The organism is Thalassoglobus polymorphus (assembly GCF_007744255.1).
Taxonomy (GTDB): domain Bacteria; phylum Planctomycetota; class Planctomycetia; order Planctomycetales; family Planctomycetaceae; genus Thalassoglobus; species Thalassoglobus polymorphus.
Map to the genome: position 1 here is coordinate 5,266,192 of NZ_CP036267.1, position 26,028 is coordinate 5,292,219.

Annotated in this window: 18 protein-coding genes and 1 tRNA gene; 8 read left to right on the forward strand and 11 right to left on the reverse strand. The window is 50.0% G+C overall.

Annotated features, from left to right (window positions below; all coding sequences use genetic code 11):
- Positions 1 to 72 precede the first annotated feature (72 nt).
- From Mal48_RS23400 to Mal48_RS19095, 4 genes are all read right to left on the reverse strand, one after another.
- On the reverse strand, positions 73 to 360 hold the full coding sequence (locus tag Mal48_RS23400; RefSeq protein ID WP_197441833.1) for a DUF1580 domain-containing protein: 288 nt from the start codon (positions 358 to 360) through the stop codon (positions 73 to 75).
- A 118-nt stretch (positions 361 to 478) separates the two neighbouring features.
- On the reverse strand, positions 479 to 1,261 hold the full coding sequence (locus tag Mal48_RS19085; RefSeq protein WP_145203388.1) for a hypothetical protein: 783 nt from the start codon (positions 1,259 to 1,261) through the stop codon (positions 479 to 481).
- A 113-nt stretch (positions 1,262 to 1,374) separates the two neighbouring features.
- Positions 1,375 to 2,439, reverse strand: a complete 1,065-nt coding sequence (locus Mal48_RS19090) for a tyrosine-type recombinase/integrase (RefSeq protein WP_145203391.1) — start codon at positions 2,437 to 2,439, stop codon at positions 1,375 to 1,377.
- Between the two features lie 140 nt (positions 2,440 to 2,579).
- A tRNA-Leu gene (locus tag Mal48_RS19095) sits at positions 2,580 to 2,664 on the reverse strand.
- A gap of 396 nt (positions 2,665 to 3,060) precedes the next feature.
- Between Mal48_RS19095 and Mal48_RS19100 the strand changes: the two genes are divergently transcribed.
- The 3 genes from Mal48_RS19100 (at position 3,061) to Mal48_RS19110 (ending at position 9,374) form a co-directional block, all read left to right on the forward strand.
- On the forward strand, positions 3,061 to 4,422 hold the full coding sequence (locus Mal48_RS19100; RefSeq protein WP_145203393.1) for an NAD-dependent succinate-semialdehyde dehydrogenase: 1,362 nt from the start codon (positions 3,061 to 3,063) through the stop codon (positions 4,420 to 4,422).
- A gap of 267 nt (positions 4,423 to 4,689) precedes the next feature.
- On the forward strand, positions 4,690 to 8,220 hold the full coding sequence (locus Mal48_RS19105; RefSeq protein ID WP_145203396.1) for an ABC transporter permease: 3,531 nt from the start codon (positions 4,690 to 4,692) through the stop codon (positions 8,218 to 8,220).
- A 227-nt stretch (positions 8,221 to 8,447) separates the two neighbouring features.
- A complete protein-coding gene (locus tag Mal48_RS19110; protein ID WP_145203399.1) occupies positions 8,448 to 9,374 on the forward strand; it encodes a DNA integrity scanning protein DisA nucleotide-binding domain protein in 927 nt (308 codons plus the stop codon).
- A 45-nt stretch (positions 9,375 to 9,419) separates the two neighbouring features.
- Here Mal48_RS19110 and Mal48_RS19115 read toward each other — a convergent pair whose 3' ends face one another.
- A complete protein-coding gene (locus tag Mal48_RS19115; protein WP_145203403.1) occupies positions 9,420 to 9,905 on the reverse strand; it encodes a hypothetical protein in 486 nt (161 codons plus the stop codon).
- A 312-nt stretch (positions 9,906 to 10,217) separates the two neighbouring features.
- Between Mal48_RS19115 and Mal48_RS19120 the strand changes: the two genes are divergently transcribed.
- From Mal48_RS19120 to Mal48_RS19135, 4 genes are all read left to right on the forward strand, one after another.
- The gene (locus Mal48_RS19120) at positions 10,218 to 10,499 is read left to right on the forward strand and encodes a hypothetical protein (protein WP_145203406.1); all 282 of its coding nucleotides are present in this window, start codon (positions 10,218 to 10,220) and stop codon (positions 10,497 to 10,499) included.
- Positions 10,500 to 10,764: 265 nt separating this feature from the next.
- Positions 10,765 to 11,451: a site-2 protease family protein gene (locus Mal48_RS19125; protein WP_145203409.1), complete on the forward strand. Its 687-nt coding sequence runs from the start codon at positions 10,765 to 10,767 to the stop codon at positions 11,449 to 11,451.
- 116 nt (positions 11,452 to 11,567) lie between these two features.
- Positions 11,568 to 13,469, forward strand: a complete 1,902-nt coding sequence (locus Mal48_RS19130) for a sialate O-acetylesterase (RefSeq protein ID WP_145203412.1) — start codon at positions 11,568 to 11,570, stop codon at positions 13,467 to 13,469.
- Positions 13,470 to 13,480: 11 nt separating this feature from the next.
- Positions 13,481 to 14,281, forward strand: coding sequence for an HpcH/HpaI aldolase family protein (locus Mal48_RS19135; protein ID WP_145203415.1), 801 nt, complete (start codon positions 13,481 to 13,483; stop codon positions 14,279 to 14,281).
- 73 nt (positions 14,282 to 14,354) lie between these two features.
- Here the strand turns inward: Mal48_RS19135 and Mal48_RS19140 are convergent, their stop codons facing one another.
- The 6 genes from Mal48_RS19140 to Mal48_RS19165 all read right to left on the reverse strand — a co-directional run bounded on the left by Mal48_RS19140 (position 14,355) and on the right by Mal48_RS19165 (position 23,764).
- Positions 14,355 to 14,993 (reverse strand): hypothetical protein, encoded by a 639-nt coding sequence (locus tag Mal48_RS19140; RefSeq protein WP_145203418.1) that lies wholly within the window; start codon positions 14,991 to 14,993, stop codon positions 14,355 to 14,357.
- 302 nt (positions 14,994 to 15,295) lie between these two features.
- A complete protein-coding gene (gene ahcY / locus Mal48_RS19145; protein ID WP_145203422.1) occupies positions 15,296 to 16,624 on the reverse strand; it encodes an adenosylhomocysteinase in 1,329 nt (442 codons plus the stop codon).
- Between the two features lie 612 nt (positions 16,625 to 17,236).
- The gene (locus Mal48_RS19150; protein ID WP_145206397.1) at positions 17,237 to 18,718 is read right to left on the reverse strand and encodes a DUF1501 domain-containing protein; all 1,482 of its coding nucleotides are present in this window, start codon (positions 18,716 to 18,718) and stop codon (positions 17,237 to 17,239) included.
- A 74-nt stretch (positions 18,719 to 18,792) separates the two neighbouring features.
- Positions 18,793 to 21,801 carry a DUF1553 domain-containing protein gene (locus Mal48_RS19155; protein ID WP_145203424.1) on the reverse strand — a complete coding sequence of 1,003 codons (3,009 nt, stop codon included), beginning with the start codon at positions 21,799 to 21,801 and terminating at the stop codon, positions 18,793 to 18,795.
- Positions 21,802 to 21,925: 124 nt separating this feature from the next.
- Entirely contained in the window at positions 21,926 to 22,495 is a 570-nt protein-coding gene (locus Mal48_RS19160; RefSeq protein WP_145203427.1) for an ECF-type sigma factor, read from the reverse strand.
- Positions 22,496 to 22,930: 435 nt separating this feature from the next.
- Positions 22,931 to 23,764 carry a sugar phosphate isomerase/epimerase family protein gene (locus tag Mal48_RS19165; RefSeq protein WP_145203430.1) on the reverse strand — a complete coding sequence of 278 codons (834 nt, stop codon included), beginning with the start codon at positions 23,762 to 23,764 and terminating at the stop codon, positions 22,931 to 22,933.
- A 359-nt stretch (positions 23,765 to 24,123) separates the two neighbouring features.
- On the opposite strand from Mal48_RS19165, the gene Mal48_RS19170 reads away from it, so the two are divergent.
- Positions 24,124 to 25,542, forward strand: a complete 1,419-nt coding sequence (locus Mal48_RS19170; protein ID WP_145203433.1) for a hypothetical protein — start codon at positions 24,124 to 24,126, stop codon at positions 25,540 to 25,542.
- Positions 25,543 to 26,028 lie beyond the last annotated feature (486 nt).

Sequence of the window (26,028 nt, forward strand, 5' to 3'; positions counted from 1 at the left end):
CTCACAAAGTGATTTCGAAAGAGATCAAAAGACCCATCGAGCACTGAACCTGCCCGATGGGTTGTTTTGTTTTCAAAGAAGCCCCGCAGCTTTTAGCTCTTCATCAGTGACGCTTCCGTCATCCTGTTGAGCCATTGCTGCTTGAGTTTGAGCCTGTAGAAATGCGTCGAATGCGGCATCGGTCGTTTGCCAAGTTCCGCTGTGATAGATCGCGGAAAGTTTGATCGTCCCGCCCCGCATCCCTTTTTTCACCCATCTCCAGATAGATGATGGATGCGGTCGCTTACCGGTTCGACGTTTCGCGACCGATGCGACGTGTTCGAGAGTGCCTTCGAGTAGTTTTGCTTCGCATGAGGACATAAAAAAACTCCTTCCATTGCTTGGGTGTGAAATCCAGTGCGATGGTTGGAGTTTCTCTGATAAAACAAAATTGTCGATTTCAATTCGGTCGAATTTAAGTTGTCCGCCGATGTTCCTCTTATCCGCCGATTGTATCGGCGGGTTCGGAGCTAGGTAGAGGAAGTCTATTAACCGCATGTGACCAAGTTTCTATGAGTGCATCATAGAGTTGCCGGTTGTATGGATACCGCAGTGGCTTTTGGCCTGGATTTATTTCCGCTGGCCAATTTTGTCGACTGTCTCTCACTGTCCTCTCAGCTCTATGTACCTTTTTAGCTATCCACTGTACTGTGACATTTTTGAGGCTTACTGATGGAGCTGTGTAATCCAATTTACTAAGAATGTAATCACGCTCACGAATCAACAAGACATTCACATTTACTAAACGGTCAATTAGATGATCAAATGGATTTCTTTCGACATCTTGCTCGAAAGTTAATCTGAATTCAGGATCATCATAGTCTGGAGAATCCCGGTCAATAAGTTCTGATGAAGATGGAACACCACGATTTTGACAATCCAATTGAAACTGATTCGCGATCTCCCAAGTAGTTTGAATCGCTAGATCATGGGCGTCGGTACCATAGATTCGAATGCAACCATAAAAACGAATTTCAACCTTCAATTCGCTATTGTAGAAACAGGTATTGCCGACAATAAATTTCCGGAGTGTTTCATTAGATTTCCAAGATGGTTGAACAGCATTCAGCGCTTCAATGGCAGACTCTGACAGTCCATCAAATTCATCCGCATATGAAACATCCCTCCTAGCGATTTCTACTAACCAAATTATCGTCTCTACGAATTCCACGATCGAATCCGAGTAGTCTACAAATCTCTTTAACTCACTTTGGTCAGACATAGCCCCTCGCGTCCCCTGCAGGAAAAAGACACCGGGACAATTCAGCCGCAAGGGTTAAGATGCTGAGTCAGTTCAGGTAGCTACTCCTGATCTGGTCCCGGTGTCTGTTTAGCTTAACCGACCTTCAGGATAATTTCAGCCGCTTTCTGTAGATCTCTTTCGGCATAAATTTGAGTCGTGGATTTCTCGCTGTGCCCTAAGACAACACGACTGGCGTCAATATCACCGAACTCACTGTTGATAGTCGTGGCTGCATTGTGGCGTAGTCGTCCTGGTCCCCAATGACCAACCTTTGCACGTTTGCAGGCTTTACGGATCGAGCTTTCCAGACCTCGCAGCGTGTACGGTTCGTTCTCTTCGCGCGGACGGAAAACAAATATATGAGACTGAACAGCATCAGCGATAAACGGCATTAGCAATGCCTGCCCTTTGGGACCGATGAAGATCGTTCGATCTTTTCCCCGCCAAGCGTTCTTGTGTGAACCGGGACGCAGCAACCAGACTTCGCCGCTGGTGTCGATGTCTCCCACTCGCATTCTTCGAACTTCAGAGACTCGAGCGCCGGTCAGAACCAATAGCTGACAGATCGTGGAAACTTTCTTCGTCATGCACGTCAAAGATGCAGCGAAATCATCATCAGGAACGGGAAGGATCGGTTCAGATTCCTTAGCGTCACATCGTCCTTTTTGAAGTCCTTTGACGCAATCAAGAGCCATGACGATCTCAGCCGGGACCATTTCATTCTCAACACCCCACCGAAACACCGACTTCAACCGGGAGATTGATTTATTCACCTGAGTGCGAACATGCACCTTTTCAAGTTCAGATCGAACAGCTTTGAGCTTCACTGGTCCAAACTCGGAACAGTAGACAGTGCGGAACATCGAAATCAGCAACTTCAGAGACTTGCGAAAATTGTTCGCTTCCCCGGTCGGCTTGCCGTTTTCATCCACGTAGAACTGGTCGGCGTGCTGTTGAAAGGCAAGACACAACTGCCCGACTGTCGTGCTGTGTTTGCCAGTGGTGTCGTGAATTCGTCGCCAATGCAGAATTTCACGGTCGTAGGCTTCACGACTCTCTGGCGAATCGTAGGGACCGAGATAAATCTGTTTCCCGTTGACTCGTACAAACGCCTGGTTTGTGGATTTGTGAAGGCAATACTTTGGTTGACGCGGCATGATAATCCCCTGCGAATTTGGGACTACACTTTCGAAAAGTGTAGTCAGACCAGTTTCTAGGGTTACCGCACTCGTGAGAGGTTAGCCAATGTCCAGCTAGAGTAACGACTTACAGCATTCAGAATACCTCAAAAAATAAATGCGGTTGAGAGGATTCGAACCTCCACGCCCTAAACGGGCACAAGAACCTGAATCTTGCGCGTCTGCCAGTTCCGCCACAACCGCTTCGCGTGGGTTATATGGAAATTCGGCCTCATCAACAACCCAACTGTGAGTGCGAAATATCATGCGAGCCAATCTGGGAATACTTCTGATACCGAAACCTGCTGTGTCGCTTCATGCATCAGCAGCCAGCGAAACGGCTCTGCACTCTTACCTCGTCTCAGGAAACTCCAATTGTGACCGAATGACTCTTTCGAGAGAGAAAGGACTCCCCGATTGGCCCCGAGCCCAGTTTTCACTGCATGCTCCCAAGCGTGGGTTTGAATAGCTGAGGGGTGATCCAGCCTGTGTGAGTGGATATGATGAAGCCGGAAGAAGAAACATCGAAGAAGAATCATCATTGCTCAGCGATGAGTTGATCGGTCTTACAGAAATTTGATGAATGGGGGAAAGATCTGCATGATTGTCACACGAAACCCAGCGACCGAAGAAGAGATTTCTAATTACCCGACCTTGAGCGCAGCGGAGCTACATTCTCGAATCGAGCGATCCGCTTCTGCATTCGAAAGTTGGAAATCAACATCCATTGAGCACCGGGCTGATTTGTTACGACGGATCGCATCAGAGATTCGAAATTCGCTGGAAGACTCTGCTCGAATGATCAGCATCGAGATGGGAAAGCCGCTCAGCGAGGCCCGCGCAGAAGTTGAAAAATGTGCGGTCGGTTGTGAGTTTTACGCCGAGCATGGCCCAGGTTTTCTGGCTAAAGAAGAGGTCAAAACCGATGCCAGCAAAAGCTACGTACGATTCGACCCGCTTGGAAGTGTCCTGGCAGTGATGCCTTGGAATTTCCCGTTCTGGCAGGTGTTGCGGTTCGCTGCCCCGACCCTTCTTGCGGGGAATGTCGGGCTGTTGAAGCATGCCAGCAATGTCACCGGCTGTGCTTTGGAAATCGAGAAAATCCTGCACCGTGCTGGAGTCCCGGAAGATGTCTTTCAAACACTGGTCATCCCCTCTTCTGATGTCGCAAGTGTGATCGAGAACAGAAACGTTCGTGCGGTTTCGTTAACGGGTAGCGAAGCTGCAGGAAGCGCTGTAGCGGAGGTCGCTGGGAAACATTTGAAGAAGTTGGTCCTCGAACTGGGTGGCTCTGATCCGTTCATTGTTTTAGAGGATGCAGATCTGGAGAAAGTGATTCCGAAAGCCGTTCAGTCTCGTACGATGAACGCCGGGCAAAGTTGCATTGCTGCCAAACGGTTTCTCGTCGTTCAGTCAGTCTATCCTGAGTTTGTTGAGAGACTCACGGATGCAATGCGGGAGATTCAATTGGGTGATCCTCTCGATGCGTCGACAAAGATGGGGCCGTTGGCTCGTGAAGACCTCGTGGAAGATCTGGATCAGCAAGTGAAGAAATCGATCTCGCAAGGAGCACAACTCGTGACCGGTGGGAAGAAGCTGGATCGCCCGGGCTACTTCTACGCCCCGACAGTCCTCGCCGGTGCGACCACCGAGATGACTTGCCTGAAAGAAGAGACATTCGGCCCTGTTGCTTCTGTTGCCAGCGTTGCCAATGCGGATGAAGCAGTCCGGATTGCGAATTCATCAAAGTATGGGTTGGGAGGAAGCATCTGGTCTCAGGACATTTCCCGCGCCGAGCAACTTGCCGCTCAAATTGAATCCGGCTCTGTGTTCATCAACGACTTCACAAAATCCGATCCGAAAGTTCCCTTCGGTGGTGTGAAGGATTCCGGTTATGGGCGTGAATTGAGCGTCTTCGGCATTCGGGAGTTCGTGAACACGAAGACCGTTTGGATTGCGTAAGAGAGACGGCTGAACGGTCCGGACTTTTTCAGGGGCGGGGAGGGCTGACACTCTCTCGAACAGCGAGTGACTCAAACTGTCCCCTCGAAAAATTCTCTGTGGCAGCGTACCCTTTCTATAGATTCTTTCAAACTGATGTTCGGGTTCAGACTCGTAGAGTACGGCAATTCCATTAGGAAATGCGTTCTACAAAAGCACACGTGTAGAGCAAACTGCTCTAATATCAGTTCATTATTTCCGTAGCACTTGTGAAGAAAGCGTCGATTGATGCAGGTCCGCAGTCTGCTTTTGAAAAGCCTCCGCTATTACTGGCGGACGAACTTGGCCGTCGTTCTGGGAGTCATTGCAGCGACGGCTGTGATCGGGGGCGCTCTGGTTGTGGGGGACTCCGTGCGGGAGAGCTTGCGACAGATGTCTCTGGATCGTCTGGGAGAAATCGACCATGCCATCACCGGGGTAAGATTCTTTCGTGAACACCTTGCTGATGACGTTGAGTCCGACGATGTTCGCGTTGCTCCCGCAATCATTATGCAAGGATCGGTCGTTCACGAACTTCCTGCAGATGCATCGAACGACACTCCAGAAACAGAAACGAAAACATTGCGGGCCGGACAGGTGCAGGTTGTCGGAACAGATCAACGACTGTGGGAGATGCTCGAAACAAACGACATCGCTGCTCCCGAAGAGGGAGAAGTCGTACTGAATGAACGAGTCGCCAATCAAATCTCAGCTTCATTGGGAGATCAACTTTCAGTCATTGTCGAGATTCCTGCATCGATTCCGCGTGACTCGCTGTTAGGAGACCGCGAAGAGACGGTCACCGAATTGGTGCTAACGGTCTCTGCGATTGCTCCCGAAGAATCGGGATTAGGCAGATTCGGATTGAATCCCTCGCAACAAATCCCTCTCAACCTCTTTATAAATCTGCAGGATCTTCAGTCACAAACAGGACTCGCTGAAGTCCGGCGCTCGCGACGTAATCCGATCGCCAAACCGGCTCGCATCAATGCGATGTTCTTCTCAATGAAAGAGAATTCGAGAGAGAGCATTCTACCCGGCGTGGCTGAACAACTCACTAGCGATATCGCCAAGCATGTCTCGCTGAGTGACTTAGCATTGCGTATTGTCGAAAACCAAGAGCATGGTTACCTGTCTCTCGAAAGTGAGCAGATGATTCTGGAGAACTCGCTGTCCGAGCAAGCGATAGAAGCTGCGAATCAAATTGATGCAGCCGTTTCTCCGGTGCTCGTCTATTTGTTAAACGAAATCTGGAATCCTGAAAACCCTGATCAATACTCAATGTATTCCATCATTGCAGGGATCGATCCGGTTTTGCCCAAGCCGTTCGGTCCGTTTGAATTTCAGGGAGAATCGACTCAGCTGAAGCCGGGAGAAGTCTATCTAAATGACTGGATTGCGAAAGATCTTGAGGTTGGTTTCGGAGACTCAATTCAGGTGAAATACCATGTCGTTGGGGACCGTGGGGAACTTCCAGAAGACGAGGCTTCGTTCAAGGTTGCTGGAATTGTGAAGCTGCAAGGTGTGGCCGACGATACCGGGTTCACGCCTAATGTCCCGGGGGTGACCGATGCAAAAACGTACGGCCAATGGCGACAACCGTTCCCACTCAAAGAGGATATGATCACCGACCGCGATGATTTGTACTGGGATAATACTGAAACCGATCGCGAGGACGATTATCGAACCACACCGAAGATTTTCACATCGCTGGAAACTGCTCAAAGCATCTGGAACAGTCGATACGGAAACTTAACTTCCGTTCGATTTGCTCCAAAAAATGGGCAACCACTGGCGGAAGTTCAAGAGGAGTTCGAAGCGAAATTTCTCAGCAGCTTGAAGCCGACGAGCACTGGGTTAATTGTTCAGCCGATCAAAGCTGTCGGCCTCCAGGCTTCTGCAGGAACAACAGACTTTACCGGGTTGTTTCTTGGATTCAGTTTCTTCCTGATCCTCGCTGCCATCATTCTTGTCGGGTTGCTGTTTCGACTGGGGATTGAAACCCGGCTCAGCGAGTTTGGCCTGCTGCTGGCCCTCGGCTTAACCCCCAAGCAAGTTCGTCGCTTGTTTCTATCAGAGGGAACCATCCTGGTTCTGATCGGTGGCGTGCTGGGCTCGGTCGCTGCCGTCTGTTATGCGGGGGTGATGGTATATGGCTTAAAAACCTGGTGGTACGGAGCCATTGGAACACAATTCCTGTTCCTGTCTATTCAGCCCGGTAGCCTGATCACCGGACTGTTGATCACCGTTGTCGTGGCAATTGGAGTCGTATTTCGAGTCTTGTGGCAAACGCGAAAGCAATCGACGCGAAGCTTGCTTAACGGAGAGTCCGCCGGGACAGCACTGGCGAGCGCTGCACAGAATCGGCTTTCGAAATGGGTCGCGATCAGTTCATTTACAGTTTCCATGTTACTGCTGGTTTCGATGCTGACTGGCCTTATTCCAGATATTGAAGCCTTCGGCGGGTTTTCATGGAAGATTGTGCTGTTCTTTGTCGTTGGCATAGGCATGCTGGTAAGTGGACTCGCTGCCATCTCAGCCGTTCTCGGCTCAAACGATGCCGTGAAAATCCAAGGAGCGGTCTCGGTCGCTCGAGCAAAACTAGGACTTCGTAATGCGGCCCGCAATCGGCAGCGAAGCGTCATGACTGCCAGCCTGATTGCCTCGGCAACGTTTATCATCGTCGCCGTCGGGGCAGGGCAGCAAAATCCTGCGGGCTTGGAACCGGTCGCACAGTCGGGAAATGGGGGATTCACCCTCGTTGCAGAAACAAACATCCCCGTGCTGAATGATTTGAACACTGAAGAAGGTCGTTCAAAACTGGGCTTTGATGTTCTGAATGAAAAGCAGAATGCGATTCTGGATCAGGCAACGGTCATGCCGTTTCGCGTGAAGCCGGGCGAGAATGCAAGCTGCTTAAATCTGTATCAAACGCAACTCCCGACAGTTCTCGGAATTCCGGACGATGTTTTACAGGAATTCATCGAGAAGAATCGTTTCCGCTTTGCTGACACACCGGGTGAACATCCATGGGAACTGTTGAACGAACCGCTCGAATCCGGAAACATCCCTGTGTTAGGGGACATGAACACGCTGATGTACAGCCTTCACAAGGCGATCGGCGAAACCATCATTGTTCCAGAGGAAGAGACTGCTGAGGAGACTCTGGAAGTGGTCGGCATGTTCGCGAACAGTGTTTTCCAGGGTGTATTGGTGATGTCCGAATCGAACTTCAAGAAAGTCTTTCCACAGCAAACCGGGTTTCAATATTTTCTGATCGAAACTCCCGTCACGGCGGCAGATGAGGTTTCAGCGATTTTGGAATCGAACCTGGGGGACTACGGCTTCGATGCGGAACTGGTCTCGGACCGCTTGTCGAATTTCCTGGCGGTCCAGAATACGTATCTCTCAACATTCCAGACACTGGGGGGATTGGGATTACTCCTCGGAACGATCGGGCTCGCGACAGTGATGTTGCGAAACGTTCTGGAGCGGCGCGGAGAATTGGCACTCATGCGTGCAATTGGGTTCCGTCAATTGCAGGTTGGACAACTGGTTGTCTACGAGAACGCATTCCTGTTGCTGTGTGGACTGGTCCTCGGATCGGTCTCTGCGTTGCTCGCGATGGCTCCCCACCTCATCGGCTCAGTTGCTGACGTGCCGTGGAAAAGCTTACTGCTCCTGTTAGTCGCCGTCTTTCTCGTGGGGATGGTTTCCGTAGTCATTGCCGTGCGTGCCGCAGTAAAAACGCCAATTTTATCAACGCTTCGAGGTGAGTAATTCTCAGCCGACGGAAGATTTCTACTGCGAACGACGAGAGTCCGGCAGAGCGTTGATGCTCGGTTTGTAAGCTATCTCACAACGAACTCACAACGAAATTTGGACGTTTGACGGTTGGCAGAATTTCCCTACACTTCACAAATCTAGCAGAAAGTGTGCCACGGCTGTCGAAGAGCTCATCGCGATGGTTGATTGGGATATTGGAAATTTATCCAAGGTCAAGGATTATGCCACGTGTCGATCTTCCCGCCTCATTGATCAGCTTGTTCAAAGCTGCGCGGAAGGTAGCTAACGACACAGAATGCAAGGCAGTGATCCTGCTCGCCGAGGCCGAATACGACTTTAGCGAAGTCAAAAAACTCCTGCGGGGAATCCCCCTTATCGTTGCGTCACACTTGCCGGAAGTTCAGGACGCTGTGAAAGTCGATGAGATCACGCTGGTCCCACTCAATCACGAGCCGCAAACTCGACAGGTCCAACTGAGTCAGTCTCTGCTGGAAGCGATCGCTGACGATCTGGTCCAAACTGGAGACCGCGTTGTCGCAATCTATTCCGGATTTGAAAGAGAAAACCTCGATACCCTCAGCGTGATCAATCTCAGCGAACATTTAGCACGACTGACCACTCGGGATTTACAACGACTGGAAACACAGGTTCCACTGCAAACATTGCGGAAGGTTGTTGACCTGGCAGTCGAAATCGGCCGAGAAGGTCGAGAGGCGAAAAAAGTGGGCACGATTTTCGTCGTGGGAAACCATCGCAAGGTGATGGAGATGTCCCACGAGGGGATTCACGATCCATTTCGTGGGTACGCGAAGAAAGAGAAAATGATCACCAGCCCACGGGTACGAGAGAGCATCAAGGAAATTGCTCAAATCGACGGGGCCTTTGTGATCTCTTCTGATGGCTGCGTGATGGGTTCCGGAAGAATCCTCGATGCTCCCGCAGAAGAGTTGACACTTTCGAAAGGTCTTGGGTCTCGACACTGGGCGGCAGCTGCCATTTCGAAAGCGACGAACTCCATTGCGATTGCAATCTCTGAATCGACAGGGACAGTCCGGCTCTTTCAGGACGGAATCGTCGTCCTGCGAATCGAACCGATGCACCAGGCGATGAAGTGGCAAGATGTTGAAATCGAGCCACCGGGCGAGTAAGGGTTTTCTTGCAATTGGGTAAAAGTAATCCCATTTACGAGTGAATCACTCAGTCTTCGAATATTGTTCTGCAAATTCCAAGACGCGCAAGTCGATCATTTCACGAAATGACTCGACGTCGAAATCATCGACCTTCTGATAGTTTTTTCGGTTCATAATTTCTCGATTCCGAACCGTCCCCTTGGTGACTAATTCAACAATGGCTGTCGGGGTGAACGGAGAGACTGTCATCTCGAATCGGCTATATCGCGACTCCGGGGACTTCCCGGGGACGAGGTGGATATCATCCCGCGTCAGTCGACCACCCCAACCATCTTCACCGAGGACAGTTTGGTATTCAAACCCGGGCAAATGATCGACCAGTCGTTTCATGCACTCCTCGACGTGCTCTGACAGCTCCAGTCGAAAGCCAGAGTGCATCGTCCTCAGCTGATCGAGCGAAAGCTTCTCCTCGACCTCAGCACGAGTCCGTTCATCTTTATCTTTGACGCCACGTTGAATAGCGCGTTTGAGTCGATCATCAAAGTTCATCGATACCTCCCGATCTGAAGCGGCCAACATGGGCCGAAAAATGTTTTGAATCGTTGGAATTTTTGATTTGAGAAGCAAGTGATAAACAGTGAATTTGATATCAGGAAAAGTCGTGAGTCTTGGCTTCTGCGTAAATTCTAGGAAAGAATGCCTGATAGGGAAAGAAGCGATCTTTCTTCTCTGCCATTCAAATCGAGATGAGATTCTGAAAAGATTTCAAAGGAGTCACTTCTCGCCATCTCTTTCAACATGTAGCTTGTGGAGTAAATGGAGTAGTGTGTTGTTCAATTGTGATTGCAGGAAGGTCTCCTGATGCAAGATTTACCGATTCATTCAGACGATCAATCTGTTCCAGTCTACGATTGCCATGTTTTAATCGGCAAACTGGATGATGGAACATTGACTGGAATCGTCTCGAATTTACCAGAAATCACCGCCACCGCATCAAGTGAACGCGATTTACTGCGGAAGATTTCGACCGATTTCAAAACCCGAATCGTGAAGTACGCCGAAGCAAACGAAGAAATCCCCTGGCAGGAAAAGCAGAAGCCGGGACCGGGTCAGCAACAACGCTGGATTCCCGTCCACCTGTAGACCCGCCGCTGCTTCATAACACCAAACGGAATCGTGATCGAGACGCAATAAAGGCTAAGAATTCACAGGAACTGACGAACAGGAATTGAGTTCATTCTTGTCGATCCATTCAAAATCTTGAGAGTCAATCTAACCGATCCCGTTCGTCTCAACATCACGATTTCAATTTGAATCTGCGTCCCTCCGAGTCCCCCTGATAAAAAACTTACCCTCAATATCAGCTACGAATACCTCTGAAGTCCCACTCAAAGCCGATCCCTCTCAAATGCTTTCAACTGCTCCAACACCCTACGATTTTCGATTCACCCTCTTCGGCATTCCGGTGCGAGTTTCGGCGTGGTTCTGGTTGCTGGGATCGTTACTCGGGTTCGATTTAGTTAAATCGGGCGTGGAGTATTTCATTGCCTGGTTGGTCGTCGTCTTTGTTTCCGTGCTGGTCCACGAGCTTGGTCATGCTCTGGTTGCTAAGGCGTTCGGATATACTCCGCGAATCCTGCTTTATCATTTTGGGGGTTTGGCGATGTACGAACCAGACTCTCGATACACACGCACAAAGTCCATCGCGGTGACACTGGCCGGGCCGGGCGCGGGGTTCACTTTGTTCGCCGTCGCGCTGGCGTTCAGCTTTGGGATGTCTTTCATTGAGGGGTCGATGTCTCCGAAATCATTTCACGTCCTCGATCAGGCCTTAGGATATTTGCTCATCGTGAACTTCGTCTGGAGCGTTTTTAATCTGCTCCCAATTCTTCCACTGGATGGGGGGAATGTTTGCCGTGAAATCTGCACCTACTTCAGCCCCCGCAATGGCGTACGCCTTGCTGCCCAGATCGGGGCCATTCTCGCAGGTGTGATTTGTGCCTGGTGCTTAATGCAGCAGATGTTCTTCAACGCAATGCTCATTGGTTCGTTATGTGCTCAGAACATCTCGATCGCTCAGCAACGAAACTGGTAACTGGCTCTGATTTTTATCGCACGCTCCGCTTTCTCTGGTTCACGGTGTAGAATCTGTGGCATCAATTCGTCAACGATGTCCATTGAATTCCTCTCCTGAAACGGGACCACGACTCTATGCCCATTTCACTGCTTTTCCCTCTGCTCTATTCGTTGAAAAAACCCTGCTTCCTGCTCCTGCTCACGTTGGCTTTCTTCTCCTCTGCAACTCTCGCACATGCAGAAACGGTCAAGGTCTATTTTCTTGTCGGTCAATCAAACATGGAAGGGAAGGGGAACCCGCTCCACCTCGACACATATCGCGATGACCCGCTGATCAAACCAACATACGCAAGCTTGAAGAACGGAGAGGACTGGCGAGTTCGGGACGATGTTTGGATCACATATCCATCGAAGGCGCGTGGGGCCAAGCATGGACAGTTGACCGTCGGATATGGAACCAAGGGAGAGAATTCTATCGGCCCTGAATTCGGGTTTGGTCATACCATCGGCAATGCGATCGACTCACCAGTGTTGCTCATTAAAATCGCTTGGGGTGGGAAATCTCTCGCGATCGACTTCCGTCCTCCCAGTGCTCCGCCATCGGAATCTGAACTCAATGCAACGTTAGAACGTTTGCAAAAACGCAACCCGGAAACAACCCTCAATAACGTCAAGGAACAGTACGGACACTACTACCGTGAGATGATTCGCCATGCGAAGGAAGAACTCGCAGCGATCCCCACCCGGTTTCCCGAACTCAAAGATGCCGATATCGAAATCGCAGGCTTCGTCTGGCATCAGGGATTTAACGACATTATCAATCGTGATCTACGCGAGAACAAATACGAAGATTACACAGAGTGGCTCGGTAAGTTTATTCGCGATGTCCGCAAAGATTTAAATTCTCCCGAGATGCCATTTGTGATCGGTGAACTCAGTACTGGCGGAATCCCCAATCGTGGAGACTTCCAAATTGCTCAGGCAAACACAGCTAAACTTGACGATCTTAAAGGCAACGTCATTTTCGTTCCGACCGCAGAATATTACGACACAGCTGCCCATGATTTGTACTTGAAGGATTATTGGAAAGGGACCGACGAACAAAAAGCAGAGTGGGAGAAAGTTGGCAACGATCGACCTTACCATTACCTCGGCTCGGGAAAAACGTATTACCTGAAGGGCGTTGCATTCGGGGATGCGATTTTAAAATCGCAACAAAAATCATCCGAACAGTCAGCTGTTCGAATAATCAAAGATGTTCCTTATCTCGGCGAAGATCGCTCTGAAAAGCTGGACCTGTATCTTCCTGCCACCAAATCAAAAACACGAACTCCTGCGATTGTGATCGTTCATGGTGGTGGATGGTTTGGAGGCGACAAGGGAGCCAAGCGCGAGCAGAATATCGGCAAAACCTTGGCGGCGGCGGGTTATGTCTGTGCGAGCATCAACTATCGACTGGCGAAAAAGAACGGTGATCTGGCAACTCGGCTGCATGAAGTTTGGCCGGGCAATCTGCACGACTGTCAAACCGCAGTTCGCTTTTTGCGGAAACATGCTGATAAGTACAACATTGATCCAGAAAACATCGGAGCGATCGGTGGTTCCGCAGGTGGACATCTGGTAGCGGTGCTGGCATATGTTGACGAAATGGATGGACTCGACGCCACTGGACCGTACGGAGAATTCTCTTGCCGAGTGCAGGCAGTCGTCCCAATGTATGGTGTTCACGATCTGGTCGTTCAAGCGAAACAGAGAGAGAACAGACTGACCGATGCAGACGAAGAAATCTGCAAACAGGCTTCTCCTGTCACCTGGATTGACGCGAATGATCCCCCATCTCTAATTTTGCACGGAACGAAAGATACAACGGTTCCGGTGAAGCAGTCAGAGATCCTTCATGAAAAGCTCCAAGCTTCTCAAGCCCCCAGTGAACTGATCATCATCGAGGGAGCCCCGCACAGCTTTCACCTTCAGCCAAAGCAGAAAGATCTCCGCGAAACCGTAATCCACTTTTTCAATCAACACCTCAAGAAGTAAAGAAGTCCTCAATGCTGACGACGGGAAGAGAACTGAAACAGAAGCTGGCAACAGATGAACCGGTCGTCGGATTGATGGCAACGGACCATGCGTGGCCGTTTTTAGTGGAGATCTGCCAGAAAAGTGGACTCGATTACCTGGTCATCGATTCGGAACATGGTGACTTTTCAGACGAGTTGGTCTCCCACATTTGCCAGATAGGCCGACTCGCAAACTTTCCGGTTCTTGTTCGCACCATTTCTTGCGAGATGAGTATCGTACGCCGTGTCATCGACTTGGGACCATGTGGAATTCTGGTTCCTTCAGTTGAATCAACGACTCAACTTGACGAGGTGGAGCAGGCGATCTGCATGCCGCCACGAGGTCGACGCCGACCGGGAGGCATGGGAAATTATTGGCTGCCCAATTTTCATTATCAAACCTGGAAGTCCGAGTTCGAGGATCACTTTATTGTGATCCCACAAATCGAATCGCAAACCGGTGTCGAGAATGTCGATGCCATTGCAGCTCATCCAATTGTGACCGCGCTCGGCCTCGGACCGTACGATTTATCCGCGGACCTGGGATGCTGCTGGGACCCCGAACACGAAGACTTCACCAATGCACTTGCAACAGTCAAGTCGGCTGCCGATGCGGTCAACAAAAAAGTCTGGGCCGGCTGCGATGGCCCGGCACTTCGAAAGCAAGGGTACACATTCCTCTGGATCGGAACTGCAACATCAGTGCTGACCGGTGCCCTGACCGTGGCTGTTGAAAACATCCGCCATCCAGACAATCAGACAACATCAACTCAAAACCCACCACCAGCTTAGAAACTCATCCAAGATTTTCTGGCGCATTCACAGCTTGCATCATTGATCGAAAACTGAATGACCCTGAGCGGTTTCAATAGAATTGACTGGAACATTCAGAAAGTTCCCATGACGCGATCGAACTGCCTTTCGTAACTGTGAACAAGACAATCGATGACCACATTTCGAGTGTCACCGGTTGCCATTGAAGTTCGATTGTTTCAGTTCTCGTCGATTCTCCATGAACGAACTCGATGGTCACGCGTGTCGCAATTTCTTCGCCGGTTGCGTGGGAAAAGTGTAGGGCAGATTCCGATTTCCCACTGCCAATAGTCATTGCTGGCTGGATCGGGACCGATATAACAGGCCCGTTCTTTCGGCTTAGTTGATGTGTTGTTTCGGTGGACGAAATGATCTCGACCTCGGCGATGTTCACTGCTGTGAGAGACTCCACACGAGGAGACACAACGATAAACAATTTGTACGGCCCGGCGGTGATATCGGCGTTGTCATAGGTGTACCATTCGAATTCGATGGTGCAATCATCGAAGGTCACAGGAAATAGCCGCAGCTTGATTCTATCTTCGTTTTTTCCAGCAATCACATCGACAGATCGATAGGCCTCTACCGAGTAAGTTGTTAGTGAGTTCAGCCAAAAGAGGAATCCACTGCAACCGATTACGATCAACCCTCCACTCAAGAGACAGCCTACCACGATTGGTTTTCGACTCATATCGATTCCAGAAACTTGAAGAGAGAGACACAGGTACAAACTGTACGTGATCTCAAGGATCTTTCAAACTTCCTTATCCTATTTCTCGAATGGAGGCGCGCTGCACCGGCACAAGGTGAAGCAAACTGCTCTGGGCACAAAAAAACTCTGATTCCCCAAACGGTTACCCGCTGTGGAATCAGAGTTGAAAAGTTTGTCGGGAGGGCCTGCTCCCGTCGTTTTTTCCGCTTTACAACAAAACCTCTTCTACATCTCGAAAGCTCAGTGGATGAACTCGAACCGGGAGATTTTGCTCGCTGTTCTTAGTAGCGGTAGTAGTCTTCTTTGTAAGGACCTTCAACAGGAACGTCGAGGTAGTCGGCCTGCTTCTGGTTCAGCTTGGTCAACTTCACACCGAGTTGATCGAGATGCAAACGGGCGACTTCTTCGTCGAGTTGCTTTGGAAGAACATAGAGTTTTTTCTCGTAATTCTCGACGTTGGTCCAAAGTTCGATTTGTCCCAAGACCTGGTTTGTGAAACTGTTTGACATCACAAATGACGGGTGTCCAGTGGCACAGCCAAGGTTCACGAGTCGACCCTCTGCGAGGATCAGAATCGCTTTGCCATCGGGGTACACATATTTGTGAACCGGACCACCGACATCGGAGTCTTTCTTAATGACAATTTTCTCGATGTCAGACCGTCCGTTCAGGTACGCAATCTGAATTTCTGAGTCGAAGTGACCGATGTTGCAAACAATGGCGTTGTGCTTCATCTGATCCAGATGTTCTGCACAGATGATGTCGAGGCAACCGGTTGTTGTGACAAAGATGTCGCCTTCATTGGCAACGTCTTCCATCGTACTGACCTGAAAACCTTCCATCGCTGCCTGCAGGGCACAGATCGGGTCGATCTCGGTCACGATCACACGTGCTCCGAGCCCTTTCATTGCATCCGCGCAACCTTTTCCAACATCGCCATAGCCACAAACGACAACCGTTTTACCAGCGATCATCACATCGGTCGCACGCTTAATTCCATCTGCGAGCGACTCTCGGCAACCGTAGAGGTTGTCGAATTTGCTCTTGGTGACGGAATCGTTGACGTTGATCGCAGGGACGCCCAGCTTGCCTTCTTTAACAAGCTTACGCAAGACTTTGATCCCAGTCGTCGTCTCTTCGGTGAGTCCGTTGATCCCGGGAAGAAGTTCAGGATATTTCTCGTGAACCAAAGAGGTGAGATCTCCCCCATCGTCCAGGATCATGTTGAGAGGCTGTCCATCTGGCCAGAAGAGTGTTTGCTCGATACACCACCAGAACTCCTCCTCGGTTTCCCCTTTCCAGGCGAAGGTCGGGATGTCCGCGGCAGCCATCGCGGCAGCGGCATGATCCTGAGTCGAGAAGATATTACAGCTTGACCAACGAACTTCAGCTCCAAGCTCGATGAGTGTTTCCATCAGAACTGCAGTCTGAATGGTCATATGCAAGCAACCGGCGATGCGTGCCCCTTTGAGAGGCTTGCTCTCACCGTATTTTTTGCGCAAAGCCATGAGGCCAGGCATTTCGACTTCGGCGATTTCGATTTCTTTCCGACCGAGTTCGGCCAGATCCAAATTCTTAACTTTGTAAGGAAGTGCTTCCGTTGTCGACATTCTTACTGTCTCCTGAGTGTTTCTACTGTCTGAGTGTATTCTGGTTGCGGTGAAAAACGTTTCCCTCTGCAATATCCTGCAACATCAATAGCCGGGGAAAGAGTCGAGTTGCCTTGCCCGTCAGCGCTCTTCCCGACCATCATGTTGCGAAATCTGCTTGATTTCGCAACCGATATGCAGGAAAGTTGCCCCAGAATTTCCAAGAGTATAGACAAATCCGCAATCTGACCGTCGGATATCACACAGGAATGTCTGAATTCTCGGTTTGAAGAGAAAATTGCCACCTCAACAATGCATCACTCAACGTGAGTATGAGCCGTTCTAGAACACTTTCGTGTTTCTTGTGTCCGTGAAGGTCACATTTACCACAGCTGAGACTTGGCACTGCAGAGACTGCTTGTCGGCAACTTTTGGTTGACTCATCAATATCTCTTGAACTTTGACTTTCATTTCGAAGAGGCTAATTTTCAAATCATGTCCCTCAGATTTCAATAAAGACATGAGCGAAGATTGATCTGAAGGCTCTCACCAAACCACCATTCGGATTTCCAGAACTCCATGCGGAGCAAGAGTTCAAGTTGTCGTTGAATTCGATCAAACAGCGACGATGGGTCACGAGAGTAAATCCTGAATGACGTGACCGTGAACATCTGTCAATCGGCGATCGATGCCATCGTTGCGGACCGTCAATTTTCGGTGATCGATGCCGAGTTGATGGAGGATGGTCGCATGTACGTCGTGGACCAGTGTTGGATTCTCTCGGTCTAGCGGTTTGTATCCCCACTCATCTGAAGGTCCGTACGAGCCCCCTGGTTTAATGCCCCCTCCACAGAGCCAATTCGTAAAGACAAATGGATTGTGATCGCGGCCTTGGCTTCCTTGTGTGGATGGCATTCTCCCGAATTCTGTTGTCCAAAGGATAAGTGTTTCGTTCAGTAGACCACGCTGCTTGAGATCTTTAATGAGCGCCGCTGCTCCAGTCGCCATGCCGAGGGCGAGCGGTTTGTGATCTCGCTCGATGTTTTCGTGGCTGTCCCAGTTTCGGCGAGGAAAGCTGTTATCGTTTCCGGACCAGACCTGCACAAATCGCACTCCTCGCTCAATCAATCTTCGGGCGATCAGACATTTGCGACCGAAGTATTCAATTTCTTCTGGTGGATTAATTTCATCCGGATAGGTTGAGCCAGGCTTGTCGAGCCCATACATCTCAAGGATGTGCTTCGGCTCTTGGGTGAGATCCATCGCTTCGGGTGCACTCAACTGCATTTTGGCAGCCAGTTCATACGAACGTATTCTCGCTTCCAACCGAGAGTCTCCGGGACGCTGTTGTTCGAATTCACGATTCAAGCGATTCAAAAGCTCCAGCCCATCCTTTTCGCTCTTTGCCGTAATGAAGTCAGCATGCGGTGTGAGATCGTCAATCGGATTTTTTCTCTGGGGAAAAATCGCTGTCCCTTGAGTGTTTGCAGGTAAGAAGGCCGCGCCCCAATTCTTCGGCCCGTTGCTGGCGAAGCCGCGGTGGTCGGGCAGGACAACAAACGTTGGCAGATTATTATTCAGAGTCCCCAATCCATACGAGACCCATGACCCCATGCCCGGAAATCCTGGACGATCAAATCCCGTCGCCTGTAAATAGGTCGCCTGACTATGCACTCCTGTTTTCCCGACCATGTTGTGAATAAAGGCCATATCATCGACACACGCCCCCAGAGGTGCGACGACGTCGCTGATCATTTTTCCGGTCTCACCATACGGCCGAAACTTGAAAGGGGACTTCATCCATGGTCCATTTCCATTCTGAAACAGCTCGACACGCTCCCCAAAGTCAGAGGGCTCACCATGATGTTTTTCAAGTTGCGGCTTGTAATCAAACAAATCAATATGGCTGGCGGCTCCGCCCATGAAAAGTTGTATCACCTGCTTTGCTTTAGGAGGTTGATGCAAGACCTGAACTGCACCTCCTGTCTCAAGGTTTGTTGATTGGCTAGCCAGAACTCCTTCATCGTGCAGCAGACTGGTCAGCGCCAAAGAGGCGAATCCAGCAGCTCCCTGTTGCAGAAAATTTCGTCGATCAAGAAGGGGGTGTGAGAACATTCCTGAGGCACTTCGCGTTGAAAGTTGAAATGTGTGAGGCATGACGAAGATTGCAATTCACAGTCTCGACAGGGCTAATCGACAAACATCAATTCACTTAAATTCAGCAGGAGACGACAACTGTTTGCGAGACCATGCTTCCTGGTATGCGCAACTAAAAGCTGCACTTCTTGCTCAGTGGCCTCGCGCCCTGTCGTCAAGAACATTCCAAGTTTAATTTGATCTGTAATCGACTCCCTCTCCGCTTCCAACCTCTCAGCAAATCTCTCAGCCATCACGAGATTAAAGTCGTTATTCATCAGGGAGAGTACCTGCAAGGCAGTGAGAGTTTCGGATCTCTTAGGGGTACTTTGCGAGGAGTCCGCACAGTCGAAAACGGTCATCCAGGGATCGGGCTGCGATCGAACAACAAAACGATAAATGCTGCGACGGTGCCGCTTCGCTTTTGCAGGATCAAACAAGTGGTACTCGTAGTGCGGTGAGTGTTCTGGCCGCTGAAGTACAAAGAGCCGATCTCCCGGCCCACCGGGCGTTCTATCGAGTTGCCCACTGATTGCAAGAATCGAATCGCGAAGTTCCTCAGCTGTGAGTCGACGGCGATTCATTCTCCAAAGGTAGCGGTTGCTGCCATCAATTTTGGAATTCTGAAGACTATGGGTCGAAGCCTGCTGATAAGTCGCACTCGTAACAATCAACCGATGGAGCTCTTTGAAAGACTGCCCGCCATCTCGAAATTCAACAGCCAGCCAATCGAGCAACTCGGGATGCGAAGGGAGTTGCCCCATACGTCCAAAATCATTCGGCGAAGCAACAAGCCCTTCTCCAAAATGGTAGTGCCAAACCCGATTCACAATTGAACGCCACGTGAGTGGATGGTCGCGACGAGTCACCCATTTCGCGAACTCAGCTCGGGCCTCACCTTCGGTATGATTCGGGGAGAGCGGCAATTCCCAAGGCTCCTCAAACTTTAGAGGGACCACCCCTGGAGAAACGACTTCTCGTGGTTGATCGATGTCTCCTCGATGGAGCAGATGAACCGGCCGTGGAATTCCTGCGGTCGGCTTGAAATTTCCCTGAGGTTTGAAATTCGTCGTCGCTGCATAGACCATTTCCCCAGTTGGCAGCGCGGCGAGTCGCTTCCTGAAATCTTTAACTTCTGCCTCGAGCAAATTCTTTCTGGATTGTCGCTCGGAAGTATTGATCCTTGCCAGAATCGCACTGCGTTGTCTGGTCGCAGCGGCCAGTTTTGCTTCAGCTTCTGAATTGAGAGACTTCGCCCAGATCCCATCCGTCAAATTGTTTTTCGCCCAGCGAACTGGTGCTTCAATCGAATCCAACGCAGTGACATTTGCCTTCAATGCGACATTCTTGTTTGAAGTATCATAGGCTTCCAACTCAGCAAGCGCGAACATGTAGTCGTTCTTCCTTTCGCTGAGTTTTGTTGCTGTGATGCGGATGAAACGGACAGTTTTTTTGGCAACCGAATGAATTACTGGTTGTAACCCTGGGTTGGTGACATCCTCTGCAGTTTCATCAACAAGGAGCAGCGAATCAGAATCGCTCGCGAAATCCTTTACGCGAAGAGCCCCTTCAATTCGGTAACGGACAGGGAAACCAAACCCAGAGCCAATTCCGGCATAGTTGTCATGGCACGCATGCAGAACCAGTTGGCTGATTTCGACCGGTTGCCCGAGATCGATTTGGACCCACTTTGACTCTTTGAAATCCTCAACCGTTGGTCGTGGATGGATTTGGCTATGGTATCCATACTGAGGTTGTTTCTCTTTCGGTGAAGCTAGTTGCTCCAGAGATTTGATCTCCCTGTTAAGTCGCTTCAGTTCAACTCCACCATCTTTTTCGATCTCCTCTTTGAGTTGCTTTTGTGCTTCCAGATTAGCTTGCACCTGTGCATTCAATTCTTGCCGTTGCTGTTCGATTTCCGGTGATGTGTTGTACCTCCGGTCAGCTCGATCCACAGCAGCGAAGATTGATTGCAAGCTGTAATAGTGCTCTTGAGTGAATGGATCAAACTTATGGTTGTGGCATCGGGCACATTGTATTGTGAGACTGCAAAAAGTATTCATCACGTTGCTGACCATATCATCCCGGTCCAGATTCCGCGCGACCTTTCCATCTAGCTTGGCCTCGGGGACTTCAACATGTCCAATAAAATCCCAAGGTCCGGCAGCGATGAATCCTAATCCCAGAATTCCATCTGATTCACCGGGGAACAGAACATCGCCAGCAATCTGTTCCTGAACGAACTTTGAATACGGCTTCTCTTCATTGAAAGAACGGATGACGTAATCTCGATACGGCCACGCATTTTCACGCAGCTTATCTTTATCGTACCCGCACGTATCAGCGTACTTGACGACATCCAACCAGTGACGTGCCCAGTGCTCCCCATAGGCGGGCGAATCGAGCAGACGATCAACGAGTTTGATGTACGCATCATCGCCAGTCTCCGCCAGAAATGCTCGAATCTCTTCGGGCGTTGGGGGAAGTCCAGTGAGGTCATAAGTGAGCCGCCGGATCAAAGTTCGTTTGCTTGCCCGTTCTGAATGTGTGAGACCATTTTCCAACTGAGCCTGAAGAATAAACGCATCAACCGGATGATCCATCCACTCTTCTGAACCTGCTGACTTGACAACCGCTGGGATTTCTGGCCGCTCAAGAGGCTGAAAGGACCACCAGTCAAAGCTCTCAACCTGCGCAGCTTTCAGTTCAAAAGCTTCAGGCCAATGTGCTCCTTGCTGAATCCATTGCTTGATCGCTTCGATTTCTTTTTCCGTGAGCGGATCAGCTGCCTTGGGCATTCGAGGAGCCTGTCCATCTTGCGTTTGAATCACGCTCAAGAGATGGCTCGATTCTGGATCACCGCTGATCACCATTCCGGAATCAGCCAGAGATTTCGCTGATTGCAGCGAGAAGTCCCCCTTTCTCTCACTGTCATTGTGGCAACTCAAACAGCGACGAGACAGGATCGCTGCGACGCCGCTCGATTCAAAAGTCGGGACATCGGCAGCGAGACACGAGGACGAACTGCAGACTAGAATGAAACAAACAATATTCCGAAACATCGACACGACCACTCAGCAGTTTCTTGTGACTCATAAAACGCAACTGCGTCTGGTAAGCCAGAATACCAGCTTCATTCAATCATCAGCAAGACTTGATGCGGAATCGGCGCAATGAGAGCCCAGGCTACGATTCTCTTGCCTCTTCAATATAGACAGCGAACCAGGAGCGGGCGTAGTTCCAGTTTTCATATGCGGTCGAACGGGACATCCCCAGAACTTTCCCTGCGTCTTCTACGGACAAACCTCCGTACATGCGAAGCTTGACGATTTCGGCAGCGTCGAAATCTTCGCATTCAAGCACAGTCAATGCTCCGTCGAGTTCGATCAACTGGTCGCGAAGCTGTTCCGTACTGGGATTTGGAAAATCACTCAGTTCAACTTGGACATGCTCTCCGCCGCGCTTCTGAGAGGCCTTTGCACGGGCCGCTTCAACCAGAATACGGCGCATCGCATTGGCAGCTGCGGTAAAAAAATGTCCACGCGATTCCCATCGGATTGAATCACCATTTTTCACTAACCGCAAGTAGGCTTCGTGAACAAGAGCTGTCGGCTGAAGCGTATGATCTCCACGCTCCTGCTGCATCCGATATTTCGCTAGATTTCGCAACTCATTATAGACCAGCGGAAGAAGATCCTCTGCAGCCGAGAGATCTCCTTCGTCAATCCGATTAAGAATTTGAGTAACGTCTGACATAAAGTGGGCAGTAGGGCCAATGAAAATCAGTAAGTACGTTTATAAAATTCGTGGATGAAGTGAGTCGACTATGGACCAACGACCGTTGGTTCTGAAAGGCTTTGGGGAGCATTTTGCATGCGGTCAATTCAGCACACCCTCCCTGTGATTAACACGGTTGCAAGCTGAAAATAATTCACTTTAACAAACCCGCTACAGTGAAACTGAGTCCAAATTGAACAAATTGAAATCGAGGAGAGGACACTGGAAGGGGAAGGATTCTGCGGGTAGGCGAAATTGTGCCGCTGGGACTTCGAAGGTTTGCATCGAGCAAACAGATTTGATCCACAAGCTGCACAAATTCCGCTCAACCACAACACGTTTCTGACCTATCACCACTCTCAACGAAAAGATGTTCGCATCTGATCAAACTCTTTGAGGAAAGTCACGAAAAAATCAGGAATTTGATTTTTCGAGATCAGCCAACACCTGCTTCATATAGGCCATGCTCTCTTCACAGATTTTTTCTGCGCCGGGGGAATAGTCAAAAACTTCGACTGAAACCCAACCATCGTACCCAGAATCAAGCAAAGCCTGGAAAATCGGGTGATAGTCGGTCTCGCCCATTCCCGGTCCGAGCAGGTTCGTGTCGTTGACGTGAAAATGCCGGGTGATGTCCTTGTGCTTTTCGATAATCCCTGGGAGTGGTGTCCCTTCTCCCAACATCGCTTTGACATCTTGATGCAAGGCAAAGTAGGGATTATCGACAGCAGCGATCATCTCAGCTGCCTGATCGCACGTATTAACGAAATTTGTTTCTTTCGTTGTGAGAGGTTCCATCAGCAAGCTGACGCCGCGATCTGCGATTCGGGGCATCGCTTTCTTGAATACGTCAACGGCACGGTCAAATGCTTGCTCATACGAGGTGCCCTCTTCCAGATTTCTCTGAAAAGGAGAGCCGAACACCATCACAGTTCCACCGAGATCACCGCATAAATCACCAAGTTGAATGAGATAATCGCTTGTCGCGGCACGAACCGCATCATCGGCAGTAGTGAGGTGTAAACCTTCGGTTTTTGCGAGCAACCAGTGCAAACCAATAATTTCCAGACCATGCTTCTCAGCAGTCGATTTCAGTTCTTTTCGTTGGTCAGAAGAAATATCGCTCAACGTTTCTGCCAACGCGAACGGAGCCACTTCCAGGCCGGTATAACCGATGCTTGCGCTGTATTCACACTGCTTCTCCCAATCCCAACCCTCAAACAACTCCTGGCATATCGCAAACTTCATATCCGTTTCTCTCTCTTTTTCGTTCGTAATACTGATCTAGTTCTTCCGATTATGACGACACTAGGGAATGACGATCATTGAACACGTTTCCGATGTCCCTCTGTGACGATCATATTGCAGGCGCATGGTCCTAACGGTCGATCCATTCTGACACATCCTACCGCAAATGCCTAACGTGGCATCCAAATCGACTGGGGGAGTCGTCCTGAATTGGGGATGGTCCGAGTAAAGAAAACCGGGCAGTCCAGGTAAGATGGACAAGTTACATGAAGCGTGCCAGCAATATCAGCCGAACTCCAGATTAGCAATTGCCGTTGTGGCAATTCGTTCTATGGGGTTAGTTGAAGAGGACTCTAGTCATGAGACACAAGATGTGGATTCCTGTCCTCGCCGCCTTCTTGGCGTTCGCGAGTGCAGGGGAATCGGAAGCTGGGCTGTTCTGCGGAAGCGCACGCTTTCGCTGTTGCCCAGTAAAGTCGTGTAATCCGTGTGGGGATTACTGTAATGCAAGGGTCAACTGTGGACCATCATACAAAACAGTACGTGAGACGATCTGGTGCACAGAGCAGTACAACGAATGCCACACCGTGTACGACCGTTGCGTTGAAAAAACACCTGTCACGTACAATCGCACTGTTTACGATACTCATTACCGTAATGAGTGCTACACAGTTCGGAAGCCGGTTTACAAAACGAACTACCGAAACGTGTGCTACACCGTTCGGAAGCCAGTTTACAAAACACACTACCGAAACGTGTGCTACACAGTCCGGAAGCCAGTTTACAAAACTTGCTACCGCACAGTGACCTACTCAGTCTCTCGACCTGTGTACAAGACACACTACAGAAATGTCTGCTACACAGTCCGGAAGCCAGTCTACAAAACTTGCTACCGAAACGTGTGCTACACGACCTACAAAACCAATTACAAAACATGCTACCGCGATGTGTGCCAGACCGTGATGCGACCTGTCACAACCACAAAGTGTGTGCCGGTACAGTGTGGCGAGTGGAAAACTGTCACCGAAACAGTTCCTGGACCATGTGTTGAACGATGTGTTCAAGATCCAGGCTCATTCTGCTTCGATGAAGAATCTTGCTGCCACGTTTACAAGCCAGGAAAAGTCCGCAAAGAAATGGTTCAGTGCCCGCCACGAACTGTTTGCAAAAGAGTCTGGTGCCCAAAAATTGTCAACAAGACAGTCACTTGCACACGCATGGTTCCAGAAGTTAAACGAATCAGAGTTCCTTACACTGTCTGTGAGCGAATTCCTGTGACCCGCACCAAGCAAGTCCCTTACACAACTTGCACCTACGTCTGCGAAACTCGCACTCGACAGGTCCCTTACACGACATGCAAAATGGTTCGCGAATGCCGCACCAAGCAAGTCCCTTACACAACTTGCACCTACGTCTGCGAAACTCGCACCAAGCAAATTCCTTACACAACATGCAGCTACGTCTGCGAAACTCGCACCAAGCAAGTTCCCTACACAACTTGCAGCTACGTTTGCGAAACTCGCACTCGAAAAGTTCCATACCGTGTCGCTCGAACTGTTTGCGAAACTCGATATGTCACCAACGTGAAATGTGTTCCACGTCAGGTGACTGTCACGAAAACTCGTTGCGTCCCTAAAGTTGTCCTCCGCAAGGTTCCTTGTGATCCTCCGGTTGTCTCTTGTGACGCAGCACCAGCCTGTGCAGCACCGGCTCCAGCTTGTGCAGCTCCAGCTCCTGGATGTGAAGCACCTTCAGTGGGATGCGACACAGCACAATAATGACAGACCAGCTGTCATAAAAAACGATCCTGAGTGACAGGAGGGCGAAGTTCACAACTGACCCCATGTGAAGCTAAGAAACACTCAGGATCGCAAGTCAACAGAGAGCGACCATCATCTTGATGGTCGCTCTTTTTTTGTTCTTCAGCCATCTGCATCCCCCGAGCCATCTTCATTACCCGGGCATCCTTGCTGGCATCCGTGGAGATCACTTTCACGACGACGTGAACCGCTCGCCATAAAGCGGATCGCAAACACCAACTCAGAATACTCTATCCACGAAACCAACATGACAACGACTTGGGACAACGAATCGGAACGACACCGAGAAAAGAAACGGCTGCCACGTGGAAGATCAATGAGAAGACTCAAGCCGTCTCAGATGAAATGTGTTCGATGAAGAAAAACAACCGCGACAAAGAGAATGTGCCTCAGGTGAAGCAAAGAGTCACTGGAAGAAGGCCCGATTGCTCGTTGGCTTTCAGA

Bases quoted from the DNA above. Each gene is read 5' to 3' on its own strand.
- Mal48_RS23400 (WP_197441833.1), bottom strand. From the start codon at position 360: ATGTCCTCATGCGAAGCAAAACTACTCGAAGGCACTCTCGAACACGTC.
- Mal48_RS19085 (WP_145203388.1), bottom strand. From the start codon at position 1,261: ATGTCTGACCAAAGTGAGTTAAAGAGATTTGTAGACTACTCGGATTCG.
- Mal48_RS19090 (WP_145203391.1), bottom strand. From the start codon at position 2,439: ATGCCGCGTCAACCAAAGTATTGCCTTCACAAATCCACAAACCAGGCG.
- Mal48_RS19100 (WP_145203393.1), top strand. From the start codon at position 3,061: ATGATTGTCACACGAAACCCAGCGACCGAAGAAGAGATTTCTAATTAC.
- Mal48_RS19105 (WP_145203396.1), top strand. From the start codon at position 4,690: ATGCAGGTCCGCAGTCTGCTTTTGAAAAGCCTCCGCTATTACTGGCGG.
- Mal48_RS19110 (WP_145203399.1), top strand. From the start codon at position 8,448: ATGCCACGTGTCGATCTTCCCGCCTCATTGATCAGCTTGTTCAAAGCT.
- Mal48_RS19115 (WP_145203403.1), bottom strand. From the start codon at position 9,905: ATGAACTTTGATGATCGACTCAAACGCGCTATTCAACGTGGCGTCAAA.
- Mal48_RS19120 (WP_145203406.1), top strand. From the start codon at position 10,218: ATGCAAGATTTACCGATTCATTCAGACGATCAATCTGTTCCAGTCTAC.
- Mal48_RS19125 (WP_145203409.1), top strand. From the start codon at position 10,765: ATGCTTTCAACTGCTCCAACACCCTACGATTTTCGATTCACCCTCTTC.
- Mal48_RS19130 (WP_145203412.1), top strand. From the start codon at position 11,568: ATGCCCATTTCACTGCTTTTCCCTCTGCTCTATTCGTTGAAAAAACCC.
- Mal48_RS19135 (WP_145203415.1), top strand. From the start codon at position 13,481: ATGCTGACGACGGGAAGAGAACTGAAACAGAAGCTGGCAACAGATGAA.
- Mal48_RS19140 (WP_145203418.1), bottom strand. From the start codon at position 14,993: ATGAGTCGAAAACCAATCGTGGTAGGCTGTCTCTTGAGTGGAGGGTTG.
- ahcY (WP_145203422.1), bottom strand. From the start codon at position 16,624: ATGTCGACAACGGAAGCACTTCCTTACAAAGTTAAGAATTTGGATCTG.
- Mal48_RS19150 (WP_145206397.1), bottom strand. From the start codon at position 18,718: ATGTTCTCACACCCCCTTCTTGATCGACGAAATTTTCTGCAACAGGGA.
- Mal48_RS19155 (WP_145203424.1), bottom strand. From the start codon at position 21,801: ATGTTTCGGAATATTGTTTGTTTCATTCTAGTCTGCAGTTCGTCCTCG.
- Mal48_RS19160 (WP_145203427.1), bottom strand. From the start codon at position 22,495: ATGTCAGACGTTACTCAAATTCTTAATCGGATTGACGAAGGAGATCTC.
- Mal48_RS19165 (WP_145203430.1), bottom strand. From the start codon at position 23,764: ATGAAGTTTGCGATATGCCAGGAGTTGTTTGAGGGTTGGGATTGGGAG.
- Mal48_RS19170 (WP_145203433.1), top strand. From the start codon at position 24,124: ATGAGACACAAGATGTGGATTCCTGTCCTCGCCGCCTTCTTGGCGTTC.